This window comes from Plantibacter sp. ME-Dv--P-095, assembly GCF_030209365.1.
Taxonomy (GTDB): domain Bacteria; phylum Actinomycetota; class Actinomycetes; order Actinomycetales; family Microbacteriaceae; genus Plantibacter.
The window spans coordinates 177,690-199,019 of sequence record NZ_JARVSB010000001.1; the positions used below are offsets into that span (position 1 = coordinate 177,690).

The 21,330-nt window shown below is 68.6% G+C and carries 16 protein-coding genes; 9 read left to right on the plus strand and 7 right to left on the minus strand.

Features of this window, described 5'->3' with window-relative positions; all coding sequences use genetic code 11:
• Window positions 1-56: 56 nt before the first annotated feature.
• A complete protein-coding gene (gene glnA / locus QRN26_RS00820) occupies window positions 57-1,481 on the minus strand; it encodes a type I glutamate--ammonia ligase (protein WP_056005986.1) in 1,425 nt (474 codons plus the stop codon).
• A gap of 139 nt (window positions 1,482-1,620) precedes the next feature.
• Between glnA and QRN26_RS00825 the strand changes: the two genes are divergently transcribed.
• Window positions 1,621-2,052 (plus strand): RDD family protein, encoded by a 432-nt coding sequence (locus tag QRN26_RS00825; RefSeq protein ID WP_056777588.1) that lies wholly within the window; start codon window positions 1,621-1,623, stop codon window positions 2,050-2,052.
• A gap of 92 nt (window positions 2,053-2,144) precedes the next feature.
• On the opposite strand, the gene QRN26_RS00830 is transcribed toward QRN26_RS00825, so the two are convergent.
• Window positions 2,145-2,849, minus strand: coding sequence for a DUF4191 domain-containing protein (locus tag QRN26_RS00830; RefSeq protein WP_285034910.1), 705 nt, complete (start codon window positions 2,847-2,849; stop codon window positions 2,145-2,147).
• 131 nt (window positions 2,850-2,980) lie between these two features.
• Here QRN26_RS00830 and QRN26_RS00835 point away from each other — a divergent pair, with 131 nt between their 5' ends.
• Window positions 2,981-4,534, plus strand: a complete 1,554-nt coding sequence (locus QRN26_RS00835; RefSeq protein ID WP_285034911.1) for a protein kinase domain-containing protein — start codon at window positions 2,981-2,983, stop codon at window positions 4,532-4,534.
• A 30-nt stretch (window positions 4,535-4,564) separates the two neighbouring features.
• Here the strand turns inward: QRN26_RS00835 and QRN26_RS00840 are convergent, their stop codons facing one another.
• From QRN26_RS00840 to QRN26_RS00850, 3 genes are all read right to left on the minus strand, one after another.
• The gene (locus QRN26_RS00840) at window positions 4,565-5,971 is read right to left on the minus strand and encodes a 2-oxo acid dehydrogenase subunit E2 (RefSeq protein ID WP_285034912.1); all 1,407 of its coding nucleotides are present in this window, start codon (window positions 5,969-5,971) and stop codon (window positions 4,565-4,567) included.
• 61 nt (window positions 5,972-6,032) lie between these two features.
• Window positions 6,033-7,406, minus strand: coding sequence for a dihydrolipoyl dehydrogenase (gene lpdA, locus QRN26_RS00845; protein WP_056005971.1), 1,374 nt, complete (start codon window positions 7,404-7,406; stop codon window positions 6,033-6,035).
• Window positions 7,407-7,501: 95 nt separating this feature from the next.
• On the minus strand, window positions 7,502-9,004 hold the full coding sequence (locus tag QRN26_RS00850) for a leucyl aminopeptidase (protein ID WP_285034913.1): 1,503 nt from the start codon (window positions 9,002-9,004) through the stop codon (window positions 7,502-7,504).
• Between the two features lie 120 nt (window positions 9,005-9,124).
• On the opposite strand from QRN26_RS00850, the gene QRN26_RS00855 reads away from it, so the two are divergent.
• From QRN26_RS00855 to QRN26_RS00875, 5 genes are all read left to right on the plus strand, one after another.
• Window positions 9,125-10,048 (plus strand): proteasome assembly chaperone family protein, encoded by a 924-nt coding sequence (locus QRN26_RS00855; RefSeq protein WP_056005965.1) that lies wholly within the window; start codon window positions 9,125-9,127, stop codon window positions 10,046-10,048.
• A gap of 9 nt (window positions 10,049-10,057) precedes the next feature.
• Window positions 10,058-11,365 (plus strand): MFS transporter, encoded by a 1,308-nt coding sequence (locus tag QRN26_RS00860; RefSeq protein ID WP_056005962.1) that lies wholly within the window; start codon window positions 10,058-10,060, stop codon window positions 11,363-11,365.
• Window positions 11,366-11,589: 224 nt separating this feature from the next.
• On the plus strand, window positions 11,590-12,876 hold the full coding sequence (locus QRN26_RS00865) for an RNA polymerase sigma factor (protein ID WP_056777573.1): 1,287 nt from the start codon (window positions 11,590-11,592) through the stop codon (window positions 12,874-12,876).
• A 4-nt stretch (window positions 12,877-12,880) separates the two neighbouring features.
• Entirely contained in the window at window positions 12,881-14,143 is a 1,263-nt protein-coding gene (locus tag QRN26_RS00870; protein ID WP_056777571.1) for a MurT ligase domain-containing protein, read from the plus strand.
• Window positions 14,140-14,889 carry a type 1 glutamine amidotransferase gene (locus QRN26_RS00875; protein ID WP_285034914.1) on the plus strand — a complete coding sequence of 250 codons (750 nt, stop codon included), beginning with the start codon at window positions 14,140-14,142 and terminating at the stop codon, window positions 14,887-14,889. The genes QRN26_RS00870 and QRN26_RS00875 overlap by 4 nt, the downstream gene beginning before the upstream one ends.
• Window positions 14,890-14,947: 58 nt before the next feature.
• Here the strand turns inward: QRN26_RS00875 and QRN26_RS00880 are convergent, their stop codons facing one another.
• Window positions 14,948-15,178 carry a DUF7455 domain-containing protein gene (locus tag QRN26_RS00880; RefSeq protein WP_056011197.1) on the minus strand — a complete coding sequence of 77 codons (231 nt, stop codon included), beginning with the start codon at window positions 15,176-15,178 and terminating at the stop codon, window positions 14,948-14,950.
• A 215-nt stretch (window positions 15,179-15,393) separates the two neighbouring features.
• Between QRN26_RS00880 and QRN26_RS00885 the strand changes: the two genes are divergently transcribed.
• The gene (locus QRN26_RS00885; protein WP_285034915.1) at window positions 15,394-17,472 is read left to right on the plus strand and encodes a DNA gyrase/topoisomerase IV subunit B; all 2,079 of its coding nucleotides are present in this window, start codon (window positions 15,394-15,396) and stop codon (window positions 17,470-17,472) included.
• 107 nt (window positions 17,473-17,579) lie between these two features.
• On the opposite strand, the gene QRN26_RS00890 is transcribed toward QRN26_RS00885, so the two are convergent.
• On the minus strand, window positions 17,580-20,090 hold the full coding sequence (locus QRN26_RS00890) for a DNA gyrase/topoisomerase IV subunit A (RefSeq protein ID WP_285034916.1): 2,511 nt from the start codon (window positions 20,088-20,090) through the stop codon (window positions 17,580-17,582).
• An 87-nt stretch (window positions 20,091-20,177) separates the two neighbouring features.
• Between QRN26_RS00890 and QRN26_RS00895 the strand changes: the two genes are divergently transcribed.
• Window positions 20,178-21,320: an alkaline phosphatase family protein gene (locus tag QRN26_RS00895; RefSeq protein ID WP_285034917.1), complete on the plus strand. Its 1,143-nt coding sequence runs from the start codon at window positions 20,178-20,180 to the stop codon at window positions 21,318-21,320.
• The last annotated feature ends 10 nt before the right edge of the window (window positions 21,321-21,330 follow it).

Below are 21,330 nucleotides of genomic sequence, written 5' to 3' on the forward strand. Positions count from 1 at the left end.
CGGAACCGCCCCGCCATCCGGAGGGATGACGGGGCGGTTCGTGGTGCTGAAGGGACTCAGACGCCGTAGTACAGCTCGAACTCGAACGGGTGCGGGCGCTGGGCCAGCGGCTTGATCTCGTTCTCGCGCTTGTACTGGATCCAGGTCTCGATGAGCTCCGGCGTGAAGACGTTGCCGGCGAGGAGGAACTCGTGGTCCGCCTCGAGTGCCTCGAGTGCGGCACCGAGCGATGCGGGCACCTGCGGGATGTTCTTGGCCTCCTCGGGGGGAAGCTCGTAGAGGTCCTTGTCGACGGGCTCGTGCGGCTCGATGCGGTTCTTGATGCCGTCGAGGCCCGCCATCAGCTGCGCGGCGAACGCCAGGTACGGGTTGCCGGAGGCGTCGGGCGCGCGGAACTCGATGCGCTTGGCCTTCGGGTTCGTGCCCGTGATCGGGATACGGATCGACGCTGAGCGGTTGCCGGCCGAGTAGACCAGGTTGACCGGAGCTTCGAAGCCGGGGACGAGGCGGTGGTAGGAGTTCACCGTCGGGTTCGTGAAGGCGAGGACCGCGGGGGCGTGCTTCAGCAGACCACCGATGTACCAGCGGGCGAGGTCGGAGAGACCGCCGTAGCCGTTCTCGTCGTAGAAGAGCGGCTTGCCGTCGCTCCAGAGCGACTGGTGCGTGTGCATGCCCGAACCGTTGTCGCCGAAGAGCGGCTTCGGCATGAAGGTCGCGGTCTTGCCCCACAGCTCAGCCGTGTTCTTGACGATGTACTTGAACTTCAGGATGTCGTCCGCCGCGGCGACCATGGTGTCGAAGCGGTAGTTGATCTCAGCCTGGCCGCCGGTGCCCACTTCGTGGTGAGCGCGCTCGAGGATGAGGCCGGCGTCGATCAGCTTGAGGCTGATGTCGTCGCGGAGGTCGGCCTGCTTGTCGACGGGGCTGACGGGGAAGTAGCCACCCTTGTACGGCGTCTTGTTACCGAGGTTGCCGCCCTCTTCGGCGCGACCGGTGTTCCAGGCTCCCTCTTCGGAGTCCACCGAGTAGAAGCTCGAGTGCTGGTTCACCTCGTAGCGGACGTCGTCGAAGATGTAGAACTCTGCTTCGGGGGCGAAGAACGCGGTGTCCGCGATGCCGGTCGAGGCGAGGTACTTCTCAGCCTTCTTGGCGACCTGACGCGGGTCCTTCGAGTAGATCTCGCCGTTGCGGGGGTTGTAGATGTCGAACACCATGATGAGCGTGCGCTCGGCACGGAAGGCGTCGATGTAGGCGGTGGAGACATCCGGGATCAGCTGCATGTCGGACTCGTGGATGTTGGCGAAGCCACGGATGGACGAGCCATCGAAGAGCTGGCCGACGGTGAAGAACTCCTCGTCGACGGTGCTGGCCGGGATGTTGAAGTGCTGCTGCACGCCGGGAAGGTCCGTGAAGCGGATGTCGAGGAACTTGACATCGGTGTCCTTGATGAACTTGAGCACTTCGGAAGAATCACTGAACATGTGAATGGCTCCAAATGGGGTTGGTACAGGGAGGCTGCACAGCGCAGCCACCTGTGAGACTACGGGGAGGGGGTTACCCCGCCATGACACCCATGTTTCGTGGATGTTACGAGAATCCCCGCCCGAATAGAATGGCACAGTGCCCCAGACCCCGCAGAATCCACGGACCTTCGGTGAGCTTCCTCCCAGTGCCTTCCCTGGCGAACGGCTCGGACTTCCCGAGAGCGGCGTCCGTTCGGTCGCGCGGGTCGGTCGGCGTATCACCGCCCTCGTGATCGACTGGGCTCTCGCCGTCGTGCTCTCCGTCGCCTTCTTCGCCTACGACGCCACGGCGACGCTCGTCATCTTCGCGATCATGCAGCTCGTATTCATCCCGACGATCGGTGGCAGCATCGGTCACCGCCTGTGCGGCATGCGGTTGATGCCGTTGACCGGCGGTTGGGTCGGGCTGTGGCGTCCGGTGGTCCGGACGGTGCTCCTGTGCGTCGTCGTGCCGGCGCTCGTCTGGGACTCGGACCAGCGCGGCTTCCACGACAAGGTCGCCGGCACGGTGCTCCTCCGCGTGCGCTGAATCCGCGCCGACGATCGGAACACGACAACGGCCGCCCTCCGGAGAGGGCGGCCGTTGCGGTTGCGCGGGAGACGTTGCGCGACGTCAGGTGATCAGCGTGCGCGCTGCGGGCGGACCCGCATCGGGTCGACGCCCTTCGGGATCGGGAGCTGGGTGCCGAACGACGACAGACGGTTGCTCACGGCGAGCACCTCGGGGTTGGTCAAGGACTTCTTGACCTTCCGGAGGGCACCGGAGAGCTGACGGAGCTGCACGGAGTCGGCGTCGGGGCCGACGTGGAAGACCGTGATGGGCACGTTCGGGAGGATACGGGTGACCTTGCGCTTCTCGTCCTCGAGCAGGCGTGAGGTGCGCGAACGTGGTCCCTCGGCGATGAGGGCGACGCCCCCGCGACCGACGGCGCGGTAGATCGCGTCCTGGGTCTTGGGGTTCACGGCGACGGGCATCTCGCTGGTCTGCCACGAGCGCGGAGCCGCACGGAGGACCTGTCCGACAGCGCCGGGCCGACCCTCGATCTGCGTGTAGACGACCTTGTCCGCGCGACGCGTGAGGATGAACAGCGCAACCAGGATGCCCGCGAGCACGCCCGCGATGATCCACATGACGAGCGCGAAGATGTTCCCGGCGGAGAACAGCAGCGCCACGGCGATGCCGATGAGCACCGGCAGGATGAACCCACCGAGCATCAACCACTGCGCCGCCTTGTCGTGGCGACGGGTGAGCTGGAACACCTGCCAGAGCTGCTTGATCCGCCCTGGTTCCTTCTGCGCCGCCGGGGGCGCGTCCTTCTGAGCCATGCTCCCAGGATAGCCGGTGCCGGAGGGTCGTGATGCTGCGATGTGCTCCACAGGAGCGCCCCGCCGGTTCCTTGTCCACAACGATGTGAGCGGAAGGACGCACCGGACCCTCGACGTCACAGGATCGGGATATGGAAACGACGATCGATCCGTCCGATGCAGCAGTCACCGTGGCAGGCCGTCGCCTCGTCAGGCGCCTGGGTACCGGCCAGGAGTGGACGGCCTACTCGACGGTCCCGGTCGAGGTCCAGCCCGGCGGACGCGGCGGAGGAGTCCTTGCGCCGACCGTCGCCGACGCCGTCCTGCTCCGCGCCAGGGCGGACGCCGCTGAACGGAGCCTCTGGCGGCGGGCGGCCATCCTGTCGCGTCTCGATCATCCGCACATCGTGAGACTCATCGATGTCGCAGAGGACCCAGGTGGCCTTCCGTGCCTGCTGGTCGAGCGGCTCGCCGGTGGCACGCTGGGGGAGTTGTTACGACGCCGCGAGTCGATCGCTCCTGGCGAAGCCGTCACCATCCTGGCGCCGCTCGTCGACGCCGTCCGAGCGGCGCATCTCGCGGGCATCAGTCACGGTGGCATCGCGGCCACGGCGGTGTCGTTCGCCGCCGACGGTCGACCGGTCCTCGCCGGTTGGTCCCAGGCCGTCGCCGTCGACCGTCCCGGTCTCAGCGGCGGCACCGGCCAACCCGACCCGGCGTTCGTCGAGGATTGGTCGGCGTTCTCGAGACTCATGGACGGCGTGCTGCGATCGACGCCGTCCGCCGATCAGCCCGAGACTGAGTCGTGGGTCGCGGAAGTCGCGCCCGGACTCGCCGACCATGAGATCGCCAACCGCCTGCAGCAGCGGATCCATGCCCTCGCACGACCCCTGCCTGTCCTCCTGGACCGCATCGATCCTCCGGCGGGTACCGCAGCCGACGAGATCCGCGCTGCCGTCGAACACGACCGGGTGATGCGGTCGACCGCGCCGCCGACGAGACGTGCTGTTGCCGAGGCGAGGCGCCGCACGCCCCTGACCACGAGGCTGCGTCAGCGCATCGACGTTCGTGGGGGTCACCGCTCCCGTGAGGCGAGCGCCGACCGCCCTGCGGTGCGGCGGAGCGGCCCACCGCGCCGGCGCCTGATCCTCGGGGGAGCGGGCATGGCGGTGGTACTGGCGTCGACCGCGATGGTGCTCCTGCCACCGGAGGTGCCGAGCACCGCCGACGCTGGTTCGAGCGAGCAGCAGCCCTCGACGGTGCAGGCGCCGTCCTCCGCTCCTGCGCCCGTCCCCTCCGTGCAGGCCGATGCCGGCGAGGCCGGCGAGGCCGGCGAGGGCGCCGAGGCCGGCGAGGGCGCCGAGGGCGATGAGGCCGTCGAGGGCGATGATCCGCTCGCAGCCGCCCGCGCACTCGTACTCAGACGCGACCAGTGTCGTTCGAGTTCGGATGCAACGTGCCTCTGGGAGGCTGTCGAACCGGGATCGCCGTTCGGCGACGAGGAGCAGGTGGGCGACGGGATCGGATCGATCGAGGCGGCGACGCTGGAGCTCGTCGACCGCCAGGGCGACGCGGCGGTCCTCCGTGGCACCGGCGAAGGAGTGGCCACGGACGACGGTGCGACGAAACGACGCCAGCCCGTCACGCTCCTCGTGGTGAGGGGCGAGACGGGCTGGCGTCTGCGGGAGGTCTTCACCGCCGGATGAGGCGGAGATCCCCGGGTGGTCGTGCTGCGATCAGATCCCGAGCGAGCCGCGGAAGTCGCCTGCTTCGAGGCGGTTCTTCACCTGGACGAGGAAACGTGCAGCGTCCGCGCCGTCGATGATCCGGTGGTCGTAGCTCAGGGCGAGGTAGACCGTCGAGCGGATGGCGATGGCGTCGGCCCCGTCGACCGTCACGACGACCGGCTTCTTGGTCACGATGCCGGTTCCGAGGATCGCCGACTGCGGCAGGAACACGATCGGGGTGTCGAACAGCGCACCCCGCGAGCCGGTGTTGGTCAGCGTGAACGTCCCGCCGGAGAGCTCGTCGGGCTGCAGCTTGTTGTCGCGCGTCCGCTGAGCGAGGTCGGCGATCTCCGCGCCGAGCTCCGCGATCGACTTGGAGCCGGAGTCACGGATGACCGGGGTGAGGAGACCACGCTCGGTGTCGACCGCGATCGCGAGGTTCTCGGTCTCCGGGTAGACGATCTGATCGCCATCGACCGTGGCGTTGATGATCGGGTACGTCTGGAGCGCCTCGCTGGCTGCGAGGGCGAAGAACGGCAGGAAGGAGAGCTTGTTGCCGGTCTTGGCCAGGAACTCGTCCTTGACGGCCGTGCGCAGTGCGGCGACCTTCGTGACGTCGACCTCGACCACGCTCGTGAGCTGGGCGGTGCCCTGCATCGAAGCGACGGCGCGCTCGGCGACGACCTTGCGGAGACGCGACATGGCCTTGCTCGTGCCGCGGAGTTCCGAGACCTGGACGGCGGGTGCCGCTGCGGTCTCGGTGTCGGTCGTGCTGCCGGCACGCTGTGCCTGGAGGACGTCCTCCTTGCGGATGCGTCCACCGACACCGGTGCCGGTGACGGTGTTGAGGTCGACCCCGTGCTGGTTCGCCAGGCGGCGGACGAGCGGCGTGACATAGCCGGAGTTGACGACACCGGAAGGCTGCTCGGAAGCAGCAGGTGCCGGAGCAGCGGCCGGAGCCGGAGCAGCAGGCGCGGGAGCCGGAGCAGCGGCGGGGGCCGGAGCAGCAGCCGGTGCCGGAGCAGCAGCCGGTGCCGGAGCAGCAGCCGGAGCCGGAGCAGCAGCCGGAGCCGGAGCAGGCTCGGCTGCCGGGGCCGGCTCGGGCTCGGCGGCAGGGGCAGGTGCTTCAGCTGCCGGCTCCGCCGCCGGAGCGGGCTCTTCAGCCGCGGCAGCGCCCGAACCATCACCGATGGTCACGAGGGCGGTACCGACCTCGACGGTCTCGTCTTCCTGGACGAGGATCGCTTCGATGACACCTGCGACGGGCGAAGGGATCTCGGTGTCGACCTTGTCGGTCGAAACTTCGAGCAACGGCTCGTCGACCTCCACGGTGTCGCCGACATTCTTCAGCCAGCGGGTGACCGTACCCTCGGTGACACTCTCGCCGAGTGCCGGGAGGCTGACGGATTCGCTCATGACCTTGTCTCCTTTGAAACCTGTTGTGTGTGCTTTAGCTTATTGGGGTGTTCGGGCCGCGTCACAGCGCGTGCAGGGGCTTGCCTGCGAGCGCGAGGAATGCTTCGCCGAGCGCCTCGTTCTGCGTGGGGTGTGCGTGGATGAGCGGCGCGATGTCCTCCGGGTATGCCTCCCAGTTGACGGCGAGCTGGCCTTCGGCGATGAGCTCGCCTACCCGGGCACCGATCATGTGGACGCCGATCACCGGGCCGTCGTTCACGCGGATGACCTTGACGTTGCCGCTCGTGCCGATGATCTCACTCTTACCGTTGCCGGCGAGGTTGAAGTCGTAGCTCGTGATGTTGTCGGCGCCGTACTGCTCAGCCGCCTTCGCCTCGCTCAGACCGACCGACGCGATCTCGGGGTCGCTGTAGGTGACCTTCGGGATGTTGATGTCCTCGATGACGACCGGCTTGAGACCGGCGATCTCCTCGGCGACGAAGATGCCCTGCTGGAAGCCGCGGTGCGCGAGCTGGAGGCCGGGCACGATGTCGCCGACGGCGTAGAGGCCGGGGATGTTCGTCTCGAGGCGGTCGTTGGTGATGACGAAGCCGCGGTCGATGGTGACACCGACCTCCTCGAAACCGAGTCCGGCGGTCGACGGGCCACGGCCGACGGCGACGAGCAGGAGCTCGGCGTCGATGGTCTTGCCGTCCTCGAGCGTGATCTGCACACCCTGGTCGTCCTGGGTGACGCCCTGGAACCGGACGCCGAGCGAGTACTCGATCCCGCGCTTGCGGAACGCGCGCTCGAGGGCCTTGCTGATGGCCTCGTCCTCGTTGGGGACGAGGTGGGGGAGCGCCTCGATGATCGTCACCTCGGTGCCGAAGGACTTCCACACGCTGGCGAACTCGACGCCGATCACGCCGCCGCCGAGCACGGCGACCTTCTTGGGGACGAAGTCGAGCTGCAGCGCCTGCTCGCTCGTGATGACACGGCCACCGATCTCGAGGCCGGGGAGCGAGCGGCTGTACGAACCCGTCGCGAGGATGACGTTCTTGCCCGTGATGAGGTCGTCGCCGACCTGCACGCTCGTCGGGGAGACCAGACGGCCCTCACCCTCGATCGTGGTGATGCCACGAGCCTTCACGAGGCCTTGGAGCCCCTTGTACTTCTTCGCGACGATGCCCTCGCGGTACTTCGTGACACCCTCGATGTCGATGCCCTCGAAGGTCGACTTGACGCCGAACTTCTCGGACTCGCGGGACGCGTCGGCGACCTCGGCGGAGTGCAGCAGCGCCTTGGTCGGGATGCAGCCGCGGTGCAAGCAGGTGCCGCCGACCTTGTCCTTCTCGATCATGCCGACGGTGAGGCCGAGCTGCGAAGCGCGCAGCGCCGCAGCGTATCCGCCGCTTCCGCCTCCCAGGACTACCAGGTCAAAATTCTGCTCGGACACTCCGTTGCTCCTTGTGTGTGCTTCGTGGTCGATCGGAAACCGTCGTGGTGTGTTCGGCGGTGTCGAGGCAGGTCGAACCGCCCCCGTCGACCTTACTACGGGTGGCTAATCTCCTCGGCCATTGCGAGGAGGGTACGGACCGCGACACCGGTCGGTCCCTTGGCGGTGAAGCCGTATGCGGCGTCGCCGTTCATGGCGCTGCCGGCGATGTCCAGGTGCGCCCACGGGATGCGGGTCGCCACGCCCTCGGCATCGGTGCGTTCGGGGATGAACTCCTGCAGGAAGGTCCCGGCGACGAGCATGCCGCCCGCGGTGGTGCCAGGCTTCGCGTTCGCGAGGTCGGCCACGTCCGAGTCGAGCACCTTGCGGAGTTCCGCTGGGAACGGCATCGGCCAGAAGAGCTCGTCGGCGCCGGACCCGGTCGCGATGAGGTCGGTCACGAACGCGGCGTCGCCCATGACCCCGGTGTAGCGGTTGCCCAGCGCCACCACGGCGGCGCCGGTGAGGGTCGCGACGTCGATGATCGCGTCCGGCTCCTCCTCGCCGGCGGCGACCAGACCGTCCGCCAGGACCAGACGGCCCTCGGCGTCGGTGTTGGTGACCTCGACCGTGCGTCCACCACGGATGGTGAGGACGTCGTTCGGTCGGATCGCGGTCCCGGACGGGAGGTTCTCGGCGAGACACAACCAGGCGGTGAGTCTCGTCGGCACGCCGAGGCGCGCAGCGGCGGCCAGGACGGCGAGGACGGTGGCCGCCCCGGTCATGTCGTACTTCATGCCGACCATCGACACCGGCGGCTTCAACGACAGCCCACCGCTGTCGAAGGTGATGCCCTTGCCGACGAGCGCGAGGTGCGTTCGAGCCGCCTCCGGGTGGTAGCTCAGCTTCACGAGACGCGGGGGCCGTGAGGATCCCTGCCCGACCCCGAGGATGCCGCCGAAGCCGTCCTCGGCCAGGCGGGTCTCGTCCCATTCCTCGACCTCGACGTCGAGGCCGTCGACGGCGGCCCGCGCGGCGTCGGCGAAGGTCGCCGGGTAGAGCTCGTTCGGTGGGGTGTTGACGAGGTCCTTGACGAGCCCGATGGCTTCGGCGACCGCCGCAGCGTGCTCGGCGACGTCGACACCAGGGGCGTCGAGGGCGGGCGGGACGACGACGGTGACGCGCTCGAGGGGGTCGGGCGCCGACGGCGTTCCCGTGCCACGGGACGCGGCGTAGCGGTACGCGCCGATGGCCGCGCCCTCGAGGACGGCTTCCGCTGCCTCCGCCGTCTCCTCCGTCAGCGCGAACGTGATGGAGGCGTGGCCGTCCAGCCCTCGGGTCACCGCGCCTGCGGCGCGACGGAAGGCCGCAGGGTCCGTGTCGGCGCCGAGTCCCATGAGGACGAGACCCGCCGCGGTCCCGAAGTGGTCGGGGAGCCGACGCACCTGGTCTTCGGCCCCGGAGACACCAGAGGCGCGAAGTTCTGCGGTCAGTGCCGTGTACGGCTCGGGAGCGAGCAGTTCCGGGCCGTCCTGGCCCTGCCTCACTGCGAGGACGAGTAACTCGCCCTCGAGCTGCTCCACGGTGGCGGACACGACGGACAGTGCGGGGATCGTCATGTCTCCATCGTAGGCACGCGCCCCGCGGGCCGGACGCGACGCCGCCCCTGTTCGCTCTCGGCGGTACCCGGAGGGGCCAGAGGGGCGGAGCCCTCGGACACCCCCGTTTAGAGTTGGACCATGCCTACGCCAGACGACCTCTACGAGGTGCACGCAGAGATCGACGTGCCGGCCGGCCTGCACCTGGTCGCGGGGCTCACCGGTTTCTCCGACGCCGGGGGAGCGGTCGGGCAGCTGAACTCCTACCTCGACGACGTGCTCGACACGACGGTCGTCGCCGAGTTCGACGCCGACGTGCTGCTCGACTACCGCGCGCGCCGACCGATCATCTCCTTCGACCAGGACCACCTGACGGAATACCGTCCGCCGCGGTTGACGCTCTCGCTCGCGCATGACGAGCTCGGATCGCCGTTCCTCCTCCTCACCGGCTTCGAGCCGGACTTCCTGTGGGGACGGTTCGTCGCCGCGGTGCTGGAACTCGTCGACCGGTTCCGGGTGAGCGACACGACGTGGGTCCACGCGATCCCCATGCCGGTCCCGCACACCCGACCCATCGGCGTGACCGTGAGCGGCAACCGCTTCGATCTCATCGAGTCGCTCTCGGTCTGGCGCCCGCGGACTCAGGTGCCGTCCAACGTGCTGCACCTGCTCGAACACCGCCTCTATGAGCGCGGCGACAGCATCGCGGCGTTCGTCCTCCTCGTCCCGCACTACCTGGCGGACACGGAGTTCCCCGCCGCGGCGATCATGGCCATCGAGAGCCTGAGTGCCGCGACCGGTTTGATCTTCCCCACGGACCGGCTCCGTGAGGACGGCCGTGACTTCCTCGCCAAGATCGACGAACAGGTCGGCACGAACCACGAACTCGGTCAGCTGGTCACGACGCTCGAAGAGCGTTACGACGCCTACATGGCGGACAACTCCCCGAAGTCGCCGCTCACCGACATCGACGGTGCCCTGCCGACCGCCGACGAGATCGCGGCCGAACTCGAGAAGTTCCTCGCCAGCAGGCGGCACGGCGACGAGGACCGTTCGAGCACCTAAGCTGGATCGGTGGGATCTCGACGCGTCTGGTGGGTGTTCGGCGTCGGGGTGTTCGCCTACCTCATCACCGTCATGCAGCGGTCGACGCTCGGTGTCGCAGCCGTCGACGCCACAGGCCGATTCCACATCGACGCCGCCGCCCTGTCGACGCTGGCGGTCGCGCAGCTGATCGTCTACGCCGCGATGCAGGTCCCCGTCGGCGTCCTCATCGACCGCCTCGGTCCACGGATCCTCATCGCAGCGGGCTTGTCGGTCGTCATGATCGGTCAGATCTGGTTGGGGCTCACGACCGAACTGGGAGGCGCCATCATCGGGCGGATGCTCGTCGGACTCGGCGACGCCGCCGTGTTCACCTCGGTCCTCCGGCTCGTGAACTCCTGGTTCCCGACGCACCGGGTCCCGATCGTCTCGCAGTGGGTGGGCAACATCGGGCAGATCGGGCAGGTCCTGTCGGCGGTCCCCTTCTCGTTCGTCCTGCACGCCCTCGGGTGGTCGCCGGCGTTCCTCGGCGCGGCGGGCCTCGTCCTGCTCGCCCTGGTCGGCGTGTTGATCGTCGTCCGCGACCGCCCGACGGGGTCCGACGAGGCACCCCGGCCGGAGAGCTGGGGCCACGTCGTCCGCGAGGTGGTGGTCAGCCTGCGGCGGCCCGGCACCCGTCTCGGGTTCTGGTCGCACTTCGTGACCCAGTCCTCCGGGACCGTCCTCACCCTCCTCTGGGGCTTCCCGTTCATGGTCTACGCGCTCGGGTACTCGCAGCCGCTTGCGGCGTCGCTCCTCATCGTGATCGTCGTCTCCGGCATGATCGCGGGACCGATCATCGGCGTGCTCACCGCTCGGTTCCCGTATCGGCGCAGCAACCTGGTGCTCTGCATCGTGACCGTCATGGGCCTTGCGTGGGCGGCGCTGCTCCTGTGGCCCGGCGTGCCACCGATGTGGCTCGTCATCGTCCTGTTCGTCGTCGTGGGGGTCGGCGGACCGGGGTCGCTGATCGGGTTCGACTTCGCCAGGACCTTCAACCCCATCCGTGCGCTCGGCGGTGCGAACGGCATCGTCAACGTCGGAGGGTTCCTCGCGAGCTTCGTCATCATGTTCCTGATCGGCCTCATCATCGACGCGGTCAGTGGCGGCTCGCGCGCCGACTACTCGATGGACAGCTTCAGGATCGCGTTCTCGGTGCAGTACCTCGTGATCGGCTTCGGCGTCGCCATGCTGCTCGTGGCCAGGTCGCGCACACGGAAGCGCTTCGTCGAGGAGGAGGGGATCGCGGTCGGCCCGCTGTGGATCGCCGTCCGCGCCCGACTCGGTCGCCGTCGCTGAGCGTTCGCCCCGTGCGCCGGACCGGCTCTTGACAAACCGCCGGTGGCTCTGCGGCCTTCCGTAGCGCGCTATAATGGATCTCGGACCCGTTCACCTCTCGGAATGTCGGCGGCCCTTTTCGGGTTGCACTGCACCAAGACTTGACATGGGTCCTCGTAATGTCCGAAATCACGGACGATCCGGCGTTGACTCTCGAAGCCGGGTCCGAACAGGAAGGTGCAGCTATGGCCACCAAGACCGCTCGCGCAGACGAAGCAGCGCCGGCAGACGAGGCCACGGAGGCTCCCGCAGCGAAGGCTCGGACCACCAAGGCCGCAACGCCGCGCACGAAAGCCGCTCCCAAGGCGAAGGCCACGCGCGCCAAGGCCGCCCCGAAGGCGAACTCGGAGGCCGATGAGGCTGCCGACGACGAGGACGTCGTCGTCGAGGTCGTCGCCGACGACGCCGTGGTCGACGCACCCGCCGGCGAAGCGACGGAGACGGTCGAGGAGGAGGACGACAAGTCCGTCCCCGAGATCACCCTCCCCACCGACGCACTCGTGCTCTCCAACAGCGACGACGACGAGATCCCGGTCTACTCCGCCGCGATCACCGGCGCGACCGCCGACCCGGTGAAGGACTACCTCAAGCAGATCGGTAAGGTCGCCCTCCTCAACGCAGCAGAGGAGGTCGAACTCGCCATGCGCATCGAGGCCGGACTCTTCGCGGAGGACAAGCTCTCGCAGCTGTCCGACCTCGAGAAGCGTTCGCGGGTCGGCCGAGAACTCCAGTGGGTCGCGAAGGACGGAGCCCGGGCGAAGAGCCACCTGCTCGGTGCCAACCTCCGACTCGTCGTGAGCCTCGCCAAGCGCTACACCGGACGAGGCATGCAGTTCCTCGACCTCATCCAAGAGGGCAACCTCGGTCTCATCCGTGCCGTCGAGAAGTTCGACTACACGAAGGGCTTCAAGTTCTCCACCTACGCGACCTGGTGGATCCGTCAGGCCATCACGCGAGCCATGGCCGACCAGGCGCGGACCATCCGCATCCCCGTGCACATGGTCGAGGTCATCAACAAGCTCGCTCGCGTCCAGCGCCAGATGCTCCAGGACCTCGGCCGCGAACCCACGCCTGAGGAACTCAGCCGTGAGCTCGACATGACGCCCGAGAAGGTCATCGAGGTGCAGAAGTACGGCCGCGAGCCCATCTCGCTGCACACCCCGCTGGGGGAGGACGGCGACAGCGAGTTCGGCGACCTGATCGAGGACACCGAGGCGGTCGTCCCCGCCGATGCGGTGAGCTTCACCATGCTGCAGAAGCAGTTGGAGTCGCTGCTCGATTCACTGTCCGAGCGTGAAGCCGGGGTCATCCGGATGCGCTTCGGCCTCGGAGACGGCATGCCGAAGACGCTCGACCAGATCGGCGACACGTTCGGCGTCACGCGCGAGCGGATCCGACAGATCGAGTCGAAGACCATGGCGAAGCTGCGTCACCCGAGCCGATCCCAGTCGCTCCGCGACTACCTCGAGTAGGAGCATGCGCTACGCCCCCGCCATCCTCGCGGGTCGAGCCGTCCGATTCCTCGCCAGGCTGCGTAAGCCGGGCGGGGGATCTGCCGTTCCCGGCCTCGTGGTCAACCGGGTCGCGCCCGGGTTCCTGCCAGATACGCTGAACAGCTTCCCGCGTGGCCTCGTCATCGTGAGCGGGTCGAGCGGGAAGTCCACCACGACCAAGATGCTCGTGGGTATCCTCCGCGCGCATCAGGTCTCGGTGTTCACGAACCCGTCCACGGCGAACATCTCACAGGGCCTCACCTCGGCATTGCTGGAACGTGCCGACCTGCGAGGTCGGATCGACGCGGACCTGGGCGTGCTCGAGATGGACGAGGGCCACGGCGCCCTGATCGCCCCGCGGCTCCGTCCAGCGCATGTCATCCTGACGAACGTGTCCGTCGACCAGATCGACCGCTTCCACGATGCCGCCATGGTGTCCCGGATGCTCGACGCGATCGCCGGACGATCGACCGGTTCGCTGGTGCTGAACGGCGACGACGCGCTGGTCGACGAGGTCGCCTCGGGCAGTGCCGCGACCCGGTGGCGGTACGGCGTCTCGGCCTCGGTCCTGGAAGCCAGCCCACGTGGTCTCGGTTACAGCTCGACCGCCCCGGATCGTGTGGACGCGGACGCCGGCACGGTGGTGCAGTCGCTGGCCGGCGACGAGGTGGTCATCGCGCACCGAGGCGAGACCGCGCGGTTCCGTCTTCCCGCTCGCGGCGTGCACTACGCCGTCGACGCGGCTGCAGCCATCTCCGGTGCCGCGGCCATCCTCGGGCCGGAGTTCCGACTCGCCACGGCGGCGGCCTCGTTCGAGGCCCTGACCCCGGTGTTCGGCCGAGGCGAGGTGACCACCGTGCGTGGTGTCGAGGTGGAGTTCGTGCTCGTCCAGAACCCGGCGAGCTTCCAACTGAACGTCGACAGTCTCGCTCCGGACACGGAACAGATCCTGGTGGCCGTCGGCAGCGACGTCCGCGACCCGTCCTACCTGTGGCCGGTCGACACGGCCCGTCTCGGTCGTGTCGCCGTCGTCTCCGGGTCGAAGGCCTGGGAGGCGGCGCTCCAGCTCGGGTACGACGGCGTCGAGATCGATCGCATCGAGCCGGATCTCGGTGCGGCCCTCGACGCGTTCCTGGCGCTTCCCGCCCCACGTGTCGGCCGCAAGACCGTCATCTTCACCGCCGACTCGATGCGTCGCACGCGTGCGCACCTCGGGCTCGCCTCGAACGATCAGGACGACGCATGACGACCGAGCCGACGATCATCATCGCCGTCCTGCTGCCGTCGAGCTGCAACGTCAACGGCGACGCCGAGAACGGCTCGGTCCTCGCTCGCCGTGGTCGCGCTCGGGGACTCACCGTCGAGCTGGTCCCGGTCGAGTCGGTGGCGGACCTGCCGGACGCGGCCCACGCCGTCGTGCTCGGCTCCTGCGACGACCCGTCCGCCCCGGTCGTCCTCGAAGCGCTCCGGCCGTTCCACGACGCCTTCATCGCGTGGGTGGAGGCTGGGGTGCCGGTCCTCGCCGTGGCGAACGGATGGAAGCTCCTCACCCGTCGTCTCGAACTGACACCGGGCAGCTGGGTGGACGGACTCGCGATCATCGAGGGGGACGCCCCGCTCCGCAGCGCCCGGGCCAGCGACGACCTGCTCGTCGTGCCGGCCGGCGACCTCGAGCTGGAGTCGCCCGTCCTCGTGGGCTACGAGAACCACGCGAGGGACTTCCGCGCCGGTACGGGCGTCCAGGCGGTCGGCGCGGTGCGCCACGGCCGCGGCAACGGAGACGGCACCGAGGGTGCGATGGTCGGTCCGTTCATCGGCACCCATCTGCACGGACCGGTGCTGGCGAAGAACCCCGAACTGGCCGACCGGCTGCTCCGTCAGGCCATCGCCGTCGCCGGTGGGACGTCGATGCTCGACGAGTCGCCGGAACTGAGGGCGCTCGACGACATCGCCGAGCAGGCACGGGCACAGATTGTCACGTCCATCGGCTGAACCCATGACGAAGGGCCCCGGATCTCGGATCCGGGGCCCTTCGTCATGACTGGGGAGGCTACGCGCGCTGCTCGGTGAAGAGCCGCGCGGACTCGTCGTGCCAGTCGGTCGCGACCTGCGTCAGCTTCTCCTGGTACTTCTTGCCGTGGTGCGCGCAGAACAGCAGCTCACCGCTGTTCATCTGCACGCGGATGTAGGCCTGTGCTCCGCACAGATCGCAACGATCGGCGGCAGTCAGTTGCTGGGCGTCGAGGTCACTCGGCGTGCTCTCGGTAGCAGTCTGTGACATGTGCTCCTCCTGACTCGGGCGGCTACGAAACTCGTAGTACTCATGAAAGCACGCGTTCGCCGCAACGGTGTGCCTTTGCGCGTTCGTTTCGCTCTGCGCGTAGATCATTCGGACCAGACCCTCAGCCGGATGGGTGGCCGGCCGGAATGCAGGATGGCGGGATCGCCGCCGAGTGTCACCATCGGCGTGTCGGACGCGGAGACTACTCTTGAGAGGTGAGCAGCGACTACTCCGCCCGGCATCTCTCCGTCCTCGAAGGCCTCGAGGCGGTGCGCAAGCGACCCGGCATGTACATCGGATCGACGGACTCGCGGGGCCTCATGCACTGCCTCTGGGAGATCATCGACAACTCGGTCGACGAGGCACTCGGCGGGCACGGTGACGAGATCGAGATCATCCTGCACGCCGACCAGAGCGTCGAGGTCCGAGACCACGCGCGAGGCATCCCGGTCGACATCGAGCCGAAGACCGGCCTGTCGGGCGTCGAGGTCGTGTTCACGAAGCTGCACGCCGGCGGCAAGTTCGGCGGTGGGTCCTACGCCGCGTCGGGCGGGCTGCACGGCGTCGGCGCCTCCGTCGTCAATGCGCTCTCGGAACGGCTCGATGTCGAGGTGGACCGCGGTGGCAAGACCTACGCGATGTCCTTCCACCGTGGCGAGCCCGGCATCTTCGCCGACACCGGTGAGCCCACGCCGGACGCACCTTTCACCCCCTTCGAGAAGCAGAGCGAACTCCGGGTCATCGGGAAGACCAAGCGCGGCGTGACGGGCACGCGGATCCGCTACTGGGCCGACCGCCAGATCTTCACGAAGGGTGCGCAGTTCCAGGCTGAGGAGCTGTTGGGCCGAGCCCGTCAGACGGCCTTCCTCATCAAGGGGCTCGGCATCCACATCCGCGACGAGACCGTCGAGGAACCGACCGAGGCGATCTACCGCTATGAGGGCGGCATCTCGGAGTTCGTCGACTACCTGGCGGGCGACACCGCCCTCACCGACACCTGGCGTCTCACCGGAAGCGGCACGTTCACCGAGACGGTGCCCGTCCTGTCGCCGTCGGGCACCATGGTCGCGACCGAGGTGGAACGGGAGGCGGAGGTCGACATCGCCCTTCGCTGGGGGACCGGGTACGAGACGGTCATGCGGAGCTTCGTCAACATCATCGCCACGCCGAAGGGCGGCACGCACCAGCTGGGGTTCGATCAGGGGCTGCTGAAGTTCCTCCGGGCCCAGGTGGAGCAGAACGCCCGCCGCCTGAAGGTCGGCTCGGACAAGCTCGAGAAGGACGACGTCCTCGCCGGCCTGACCGCCGTGCTGACGGTCCGGCTCGCGGAGCCGCAGTTCGAGGGCCAGACGAAGGAGATCCTCGGGACGCCTGCCGTGCGGGCCATCGTGGCGAACGTCGTCGCCAAGGAACTCAAGGAGCGGTTCGCTTCGACGAAACGGGATGACAAGGCGCAGACGGCGCTCGTGCTCGAGAAGATCGTGTCCGAGATGAAGTCCCGGATCTCCGCCCGGACCCACAAGGAGACGCAGCGCCGGAAGAACGCCCTCGAGAACTCGTCACTGCCGGCCAAGTTGGTCGACTGCCGCTCGGGCAACCTCGAGTCGAGTGAACTGTTCATCGTCGAGGGGGACTCCGCCCTCGGGACGGCGAAGCTGGCGCGCGACAGCTCGTACCAGGCGCTCCTCCCGATCCGCGGCAAGATCCTGAACGTGCAGAAGGCCTCCGTCTCCGACATGCTGTCGAACGCCGAGTGCGCGTCCATCATCCAGGTCATCGGAGCCGGGTCAGGTCGATCCTTCGACCTCGACGCCGCCCGGTACGGGAAGATCATCCTGATGAGCGACGCGGACGTCGACGGTGCGCACATCCGCACGCTCCTGCTCACGCTCTTCTTCCGCTACATGCGGCCGCTCATCGAGGCGGGCCGCGTCTTCGCTGCGGTGCCACCGCTCCATCGGGTCATCGTCATCAACCCCGGTTCGAAGCCGAACGAGACGATCTACACCTACTCCGAAGCCGAGCTGCACGCCGTGCTCGCCGACCTCAAGCGCACCGGCAAGAAGCATCAGGAACCGATCCAGCGGTACAAGGGACTCGGCGAGATGGACGCCGACCAGTTGGCGACGACCACGATGGATCGACGCCACCGCACGCTCCGCCGCGTGCGCGTCGAGGACGCCGAGTCGGCCGGACGTATCTTCGAACTCCTCATGGGCAACGACGTCGCCCCGAGGAAGGAGTTCATCGTGGACAGCTCCGACCGACTGTCCCGCGAGAGCATCGACGTCTGATCCTCGCGGGGTTCACGAGGCCCGAGGACGACCCCTCTGGTTCGGGAACGATCGAGGCCCGGTGCGAGCGGATGCTCGGACCGGGCCTCGTCGGCGCAGGACAGGATTCAGTCGGATTCGTCGCCGGCGGTCGCGTCATCCGTGGTCGGCGGAGCGACCGGCGGTGTGATCGCGACGCCGATGAACCCGATGGGAGCGTCGAGCGGCGTGCCGGATGCGTCACGCTTGGCCCCGACCTCCGGGAGCGTCCGAGGCGTCCCGTCCGTGCCGACGGCGTGTGCCGGACCGGCGCCGACCCAGGCGACGGCCAGCTGATCCTCACCCTTCAGGAAGCGTTGCGACCGGACCCCGCCCGTCGCCCGACCCTTGGCGGGGAACTCCGAGAACTCGGACACCTTCGCGCTGCCGGTGTCCGTCCCGGCCAGCGTGAGTGAGTTCGTCGCGACGGTGACGACGACGACCTCGTCGTCCGGGAGGACGGCGGTGAAGGAGATGACCTTCGCACCGGCGGCGAGGTTGATGCCGGCCATGCCACCCGCGGCACGACCCTGCGGCCGGACGGACGACGCGGCGAAGCGGAGGAGCTGCGCGTCGGAGGCGACGAACACGAGCTCGGCGTCGTCACCGACCTGCGCCGCACCGATGACGCGGTCGCGCGGCTTCAGCGTGATGACCTCGAAGTCGGGCTTCGCGGGCAGATCGCCCGGGATGACGCGTTTGACCACGCCGGTCTCGGTGCCGAGCACGATCGGCTGCTCGCTGGAGAGGGAGACGATGGCCAGCACCCGCTCATCGCGGTCGGGCAGGGAGAGGTACTCACCGATCCGGACGCCGGCCGCGAGCTGGATGGACGCCGCGGGCACCGCGGGGAGGTCGAGCGGCGTGAACCGGATGAGCCGTCCCTTGCTCGTGACGGCGCCGAGCTCGGTGCGGCTGGTGGTCTCGACGACGCTCAGGATCGCATCGTGCTTGCTCCGACGTCCTGGCCGGGGCGCCTGAGCGTCCGGGTCGAGGTCGACGCGGAGCGCCCGTCCCGTCGCGCTGAGGTAGACACGGCACGGGGTGTCGGCCAGTTCGAGGATCGGGGCGCTCTTGCCGCGCCCGGTCGTCGCGACGCTCGGCTTGGCGTTCGTCAGCATCGTCCGTCGTGGGGTGCCGAACTGCTCGGCTGCGGCGGCGAGTTCCGCCGAGACCGCCGCCCGGATCAGTCGCTGGCTCCCGAGCAGGCGCTCGAGTTCGGCGATCTCCGCGAGCAGCTTGTCGCGCTCCGCCTCGAGTTCGATCCGCGAGAACTTCGTGAGCCGTCGTAGCCGGAGCTCGAGGATGTACTCGGCCTGCAGCTGGGACAGGTCGAAGACCTCGATCAGTCTCGCGCGGGCCTGCTCCGAGTCGTCGCTCGCCCGGATGACCTGGATGACCTCGTCGATGTCGAGGATCGCGATGAGGAGACCCTCGACGAGGTGCAGGCGTTCCTTCCGCCTCGCCAGCCGGAACCGGCTCCGGCGGGTGACCACACTGATGCGGTGGTCGACGTACACCTGGAGCAGCTCGCGGAGACCGAGCGTCTGCGGGCCGCCGTCCACGAGGGCGACGTTGTTGATGCTGAACGAGTCCTCGAGGGGGGTGTACCGGTAGAGCTGCTCGAGGACGGCTTCGGGGGAGAAGCCGGTCTTGATCCCGATCACGAGCCGAAGTCCGTGCATCCGGTCGGTGAGGTCGGTGACGTCCGAGATGCCGTTGAGCTTCTTGGAGGTGACGCCGTCCTTGATCTTCTCGATGATCTTCTCGGGCCCGACCAGGTACGGGAGTTCCGTGATGACGAGGCCGGTCTTCCGGGCGGTCACCGGTTCGACGGACACCTTCGCGCGGGTCTTGAAGGAACCACGGCCCGTCGCGTATGCGTCCTTGATCCCGTCGAGCCCCACGATCGTCCCGCCGGACGGCAGGTCCGGTCCGGGCACGAACTCCATGAGGTCCTCGAGGGTCGCCTGCGGGTGCGCGATGAGGTGCCGGGCGGCGCCGATGACCTCGACGAGGTTGTGCGGCGCCATGTTCGTCGCCATACCGACCGCGATGCCGCTGGCACCGTTCACGAGCAGGTTGGGGAACGCCGCCGGCAGCACCTCCGGCTGCATGAACTGGTTGTCGTAGTTCGGGACGAAGTCGACGACGTCCTCGTCGAGGTCGGCGGTGAGCGCGAGGGCAGCGGCGTCCAGCCGGGCCTCCGTGTACCGGGGGGCGGCTGGTCCGTCGTCGAGCGATCCGAAGTTGCCGTGGCCGTCGATCAGCGGCACACGCAGGGTGAACGGCTGCGCGAGGCGGACGAGCGCGTCGTAGATCGCCGTGTCGCCGTGCGGGTGCAGCTTGCCCATCACCTCACCGACGACCCGCGCCGACTTCACGTGACCGCGATCCGGGCGGAGACCCATCTCGGTCATCTGATAGAGGATGCGGCGCTGGACGGGCTTCAGCCCGTCGCGGGCATCCGGGAGGGCGCGGGCGTAGATGACCGAATAGGCGTACTCCAGGAAGGAGGTCTGCATCTCCGACGAGACATCGATGTCCTCGATGCGCTCGCCACTGGGCTCCGTCGGCGGGGTCTGCTGTTGGCGGGTCATTCCGTGTCTCTGCTGAGGGACACCGAGCCGATGCTCGGCGGCGATGGCGGGGCTCGCTCGACCATGCGGTGTGCGAGACTGAGCCCGATGACCTCCATGCTACCGACGGTCGATCCTGACTCGCGCAGCCTTGCCGATGTCCTCCCGGATTGCCTCGCATCCCTGACCTCGAGCGGTGGATCGCTGCCGTCGGCCGACCACGCCATCGTCGTCCTCGTCGACGGCCTCGGCGCTGCGAACCTCCGCGGAGCCGCCGCTCACGCCCGCTTCCTCGCCCCCCGTCTCGGCCCTCGGTCGACGACGACCTCCGCGTTCCCGTCGACGACCGCCGCCGGGATCGCGACGCTGACCACCGGGGCACTCCCCGGCCGTCACGGACTCGTCAGCTATCGAGCCAGGGACCTCGCCGGAGACCGGGTCGTCAACCAGCTGAGCGGCTGGGACCCCGGCATGGTCCCCGAGACCTGGCAGCGTCTGCCCACCGTGTTCGAACGGGCACGTGCCGAGGGCGTCACCGCCACGGTCATCGGCCAGGAGCGGTACCGCGGTTCGGGCTTCACCCGAGCGGTCCTCCGTGGCGCGGACTACCGGGCGGGACGCTCGATGGCCGACCGTCTCGACGCGGCGCTCGACGTCGTCGCCGCGAGCTCCGGACGGACCCTGAGCTACGTGTACGTCCCGGAACTCGACCAGGCGGCGCACGAGTACGGGTGGGAGTCAGCCCGCTGGACGGCGCTGCTCGAAGAGCTCGACGGCGACCTGAGACGGTGGTCGGCCCGGCTACCGGCCACGGCGGGAGCCCTCGTCACCGCCGACCACGGCGTCATCGACGTCCCGGCCCACCAGCACGTCCTGTTCGATCAGGCCCCGGCGCTCGTGGACGGTGTACGACACGTCGGTGGCGAGCCGCGATGCCTGCACCTCTATCTCGACGCCGCCGCGGACGCCGCGGACCACGAGCGGCTGGCGGCGTCCTGGAGGTCCGAGGAGGGCGCTCGGTCCTGGGTCGCGACGCGAGCCGAGGCGATCGAGCACGGCTGGTACGGCGAGGTCGATCCGGAGGTGCTGCCGCGTATCGGGGACGTCATCGTGGCCGCCCGCAAACGCATCGCCTACTACGACTCCCGGCCGACCGATCAGAGTGCGCGCGGGATGATCGGCCAGCACGGGTCACTCACCGACGACGAACGTCGGATCCCGCTTCTCGGCCTCGGGCGCTACGAGCCCTGACGGCTCCGCC

What these genes read in the sequence shown, in the direction of transcription:
- QRN26_RS00890 (WP_285034916.1), bottom strand. Translation starts at nt 20,090, where the DNA reads ATGACCCGCCAACAGCAGACCCCGCCGACGGAGCCCAGTGGCGAGCGC.
- QRN26_RS00875 (WP_285034914.1), top strand. Translation starts at nt 14,140, where the DNA reads ATGACGACCGAGCCGACGATCATCATCGCCGTCCTGCTGCCGTCGAGC.
- QRN26_RS00870 (WP_056777571.1), top strand. Translation starts at nt 12,881, where the DNA reads ATGCGCTACGCCCCCGCCATCCTCGCGGGTCGAGCCGTCCGATTCCTC.
- QRN26_RS00855 (WP_056005965.1), top strand. Translation starts at nt 9,125, where the DNA reads ATGCCTACGCCAGACGACCTCTACGAGGTGCACGCAGAGATCGACGTG.
- QRN26_RS00840 (WP_285034912.1), bottom strand. Translation starts at nt 5,971, where the DNA reads ATGAGCGAATCCGTCAGCCTCCCGGCACTCGGCGAGAGTGTCACCGAG.
- QRN26_RS00830 (WP_285034910.1), bottom strand. Translation starts at nt 2,849, where the DNA reads ATGGCTCAGAAGGACGCGCCCCCGGCGGCGCAGAAGGAACCAGGGCGG.
- glnA (WP_056005986.1), bottom strand. Translation starts at nt 1,481, where the DNA reads ATGTTCAGTGATTCTTCCGAAGTGCTCAAGTTCATCAAGGACACCGAT.
- QRN26_RS00895 (WP_285034917.1), top strand. Translation starts at nt 20,178, where the DNA reads ATGACCTCCATGCTACCGACGGTCGATCCTGACTCGCGCAGCCTTGCC.
- QRN26_RS00835 (WP_285034911.1), top strand. Translation starts at nt 2,981, where the DNA reads ATGGAAACGACGATCGATCCGTCCGATGCAGCAGTCACCGTGGCAGGC.
- QRN26_RS00850 (WP_285034913.1), bottom strand. Translation starts at nt 9,004, where the DNA reads ATGACGATCCCCGCACTGTCCGTCGTGTCCGCCACCGTGGAGCAGCTC.
- QRN26_RS00865 (WP_056777573.1), top strand. Translation starts at nt 11,590, where the DNA reads ATGGCCACCAAGACCGCTCGCGCAGACGAAGCAGCGCCGGCAGACGAG.
- QRN26_RS00880 (WP_056011197.1), bottom strand. Translation starts at nt 15,178, where the DNA reads ATGTCACAGACTGCTACCGAGAGCACGCCGAGTGACCTCGACGCCCAG.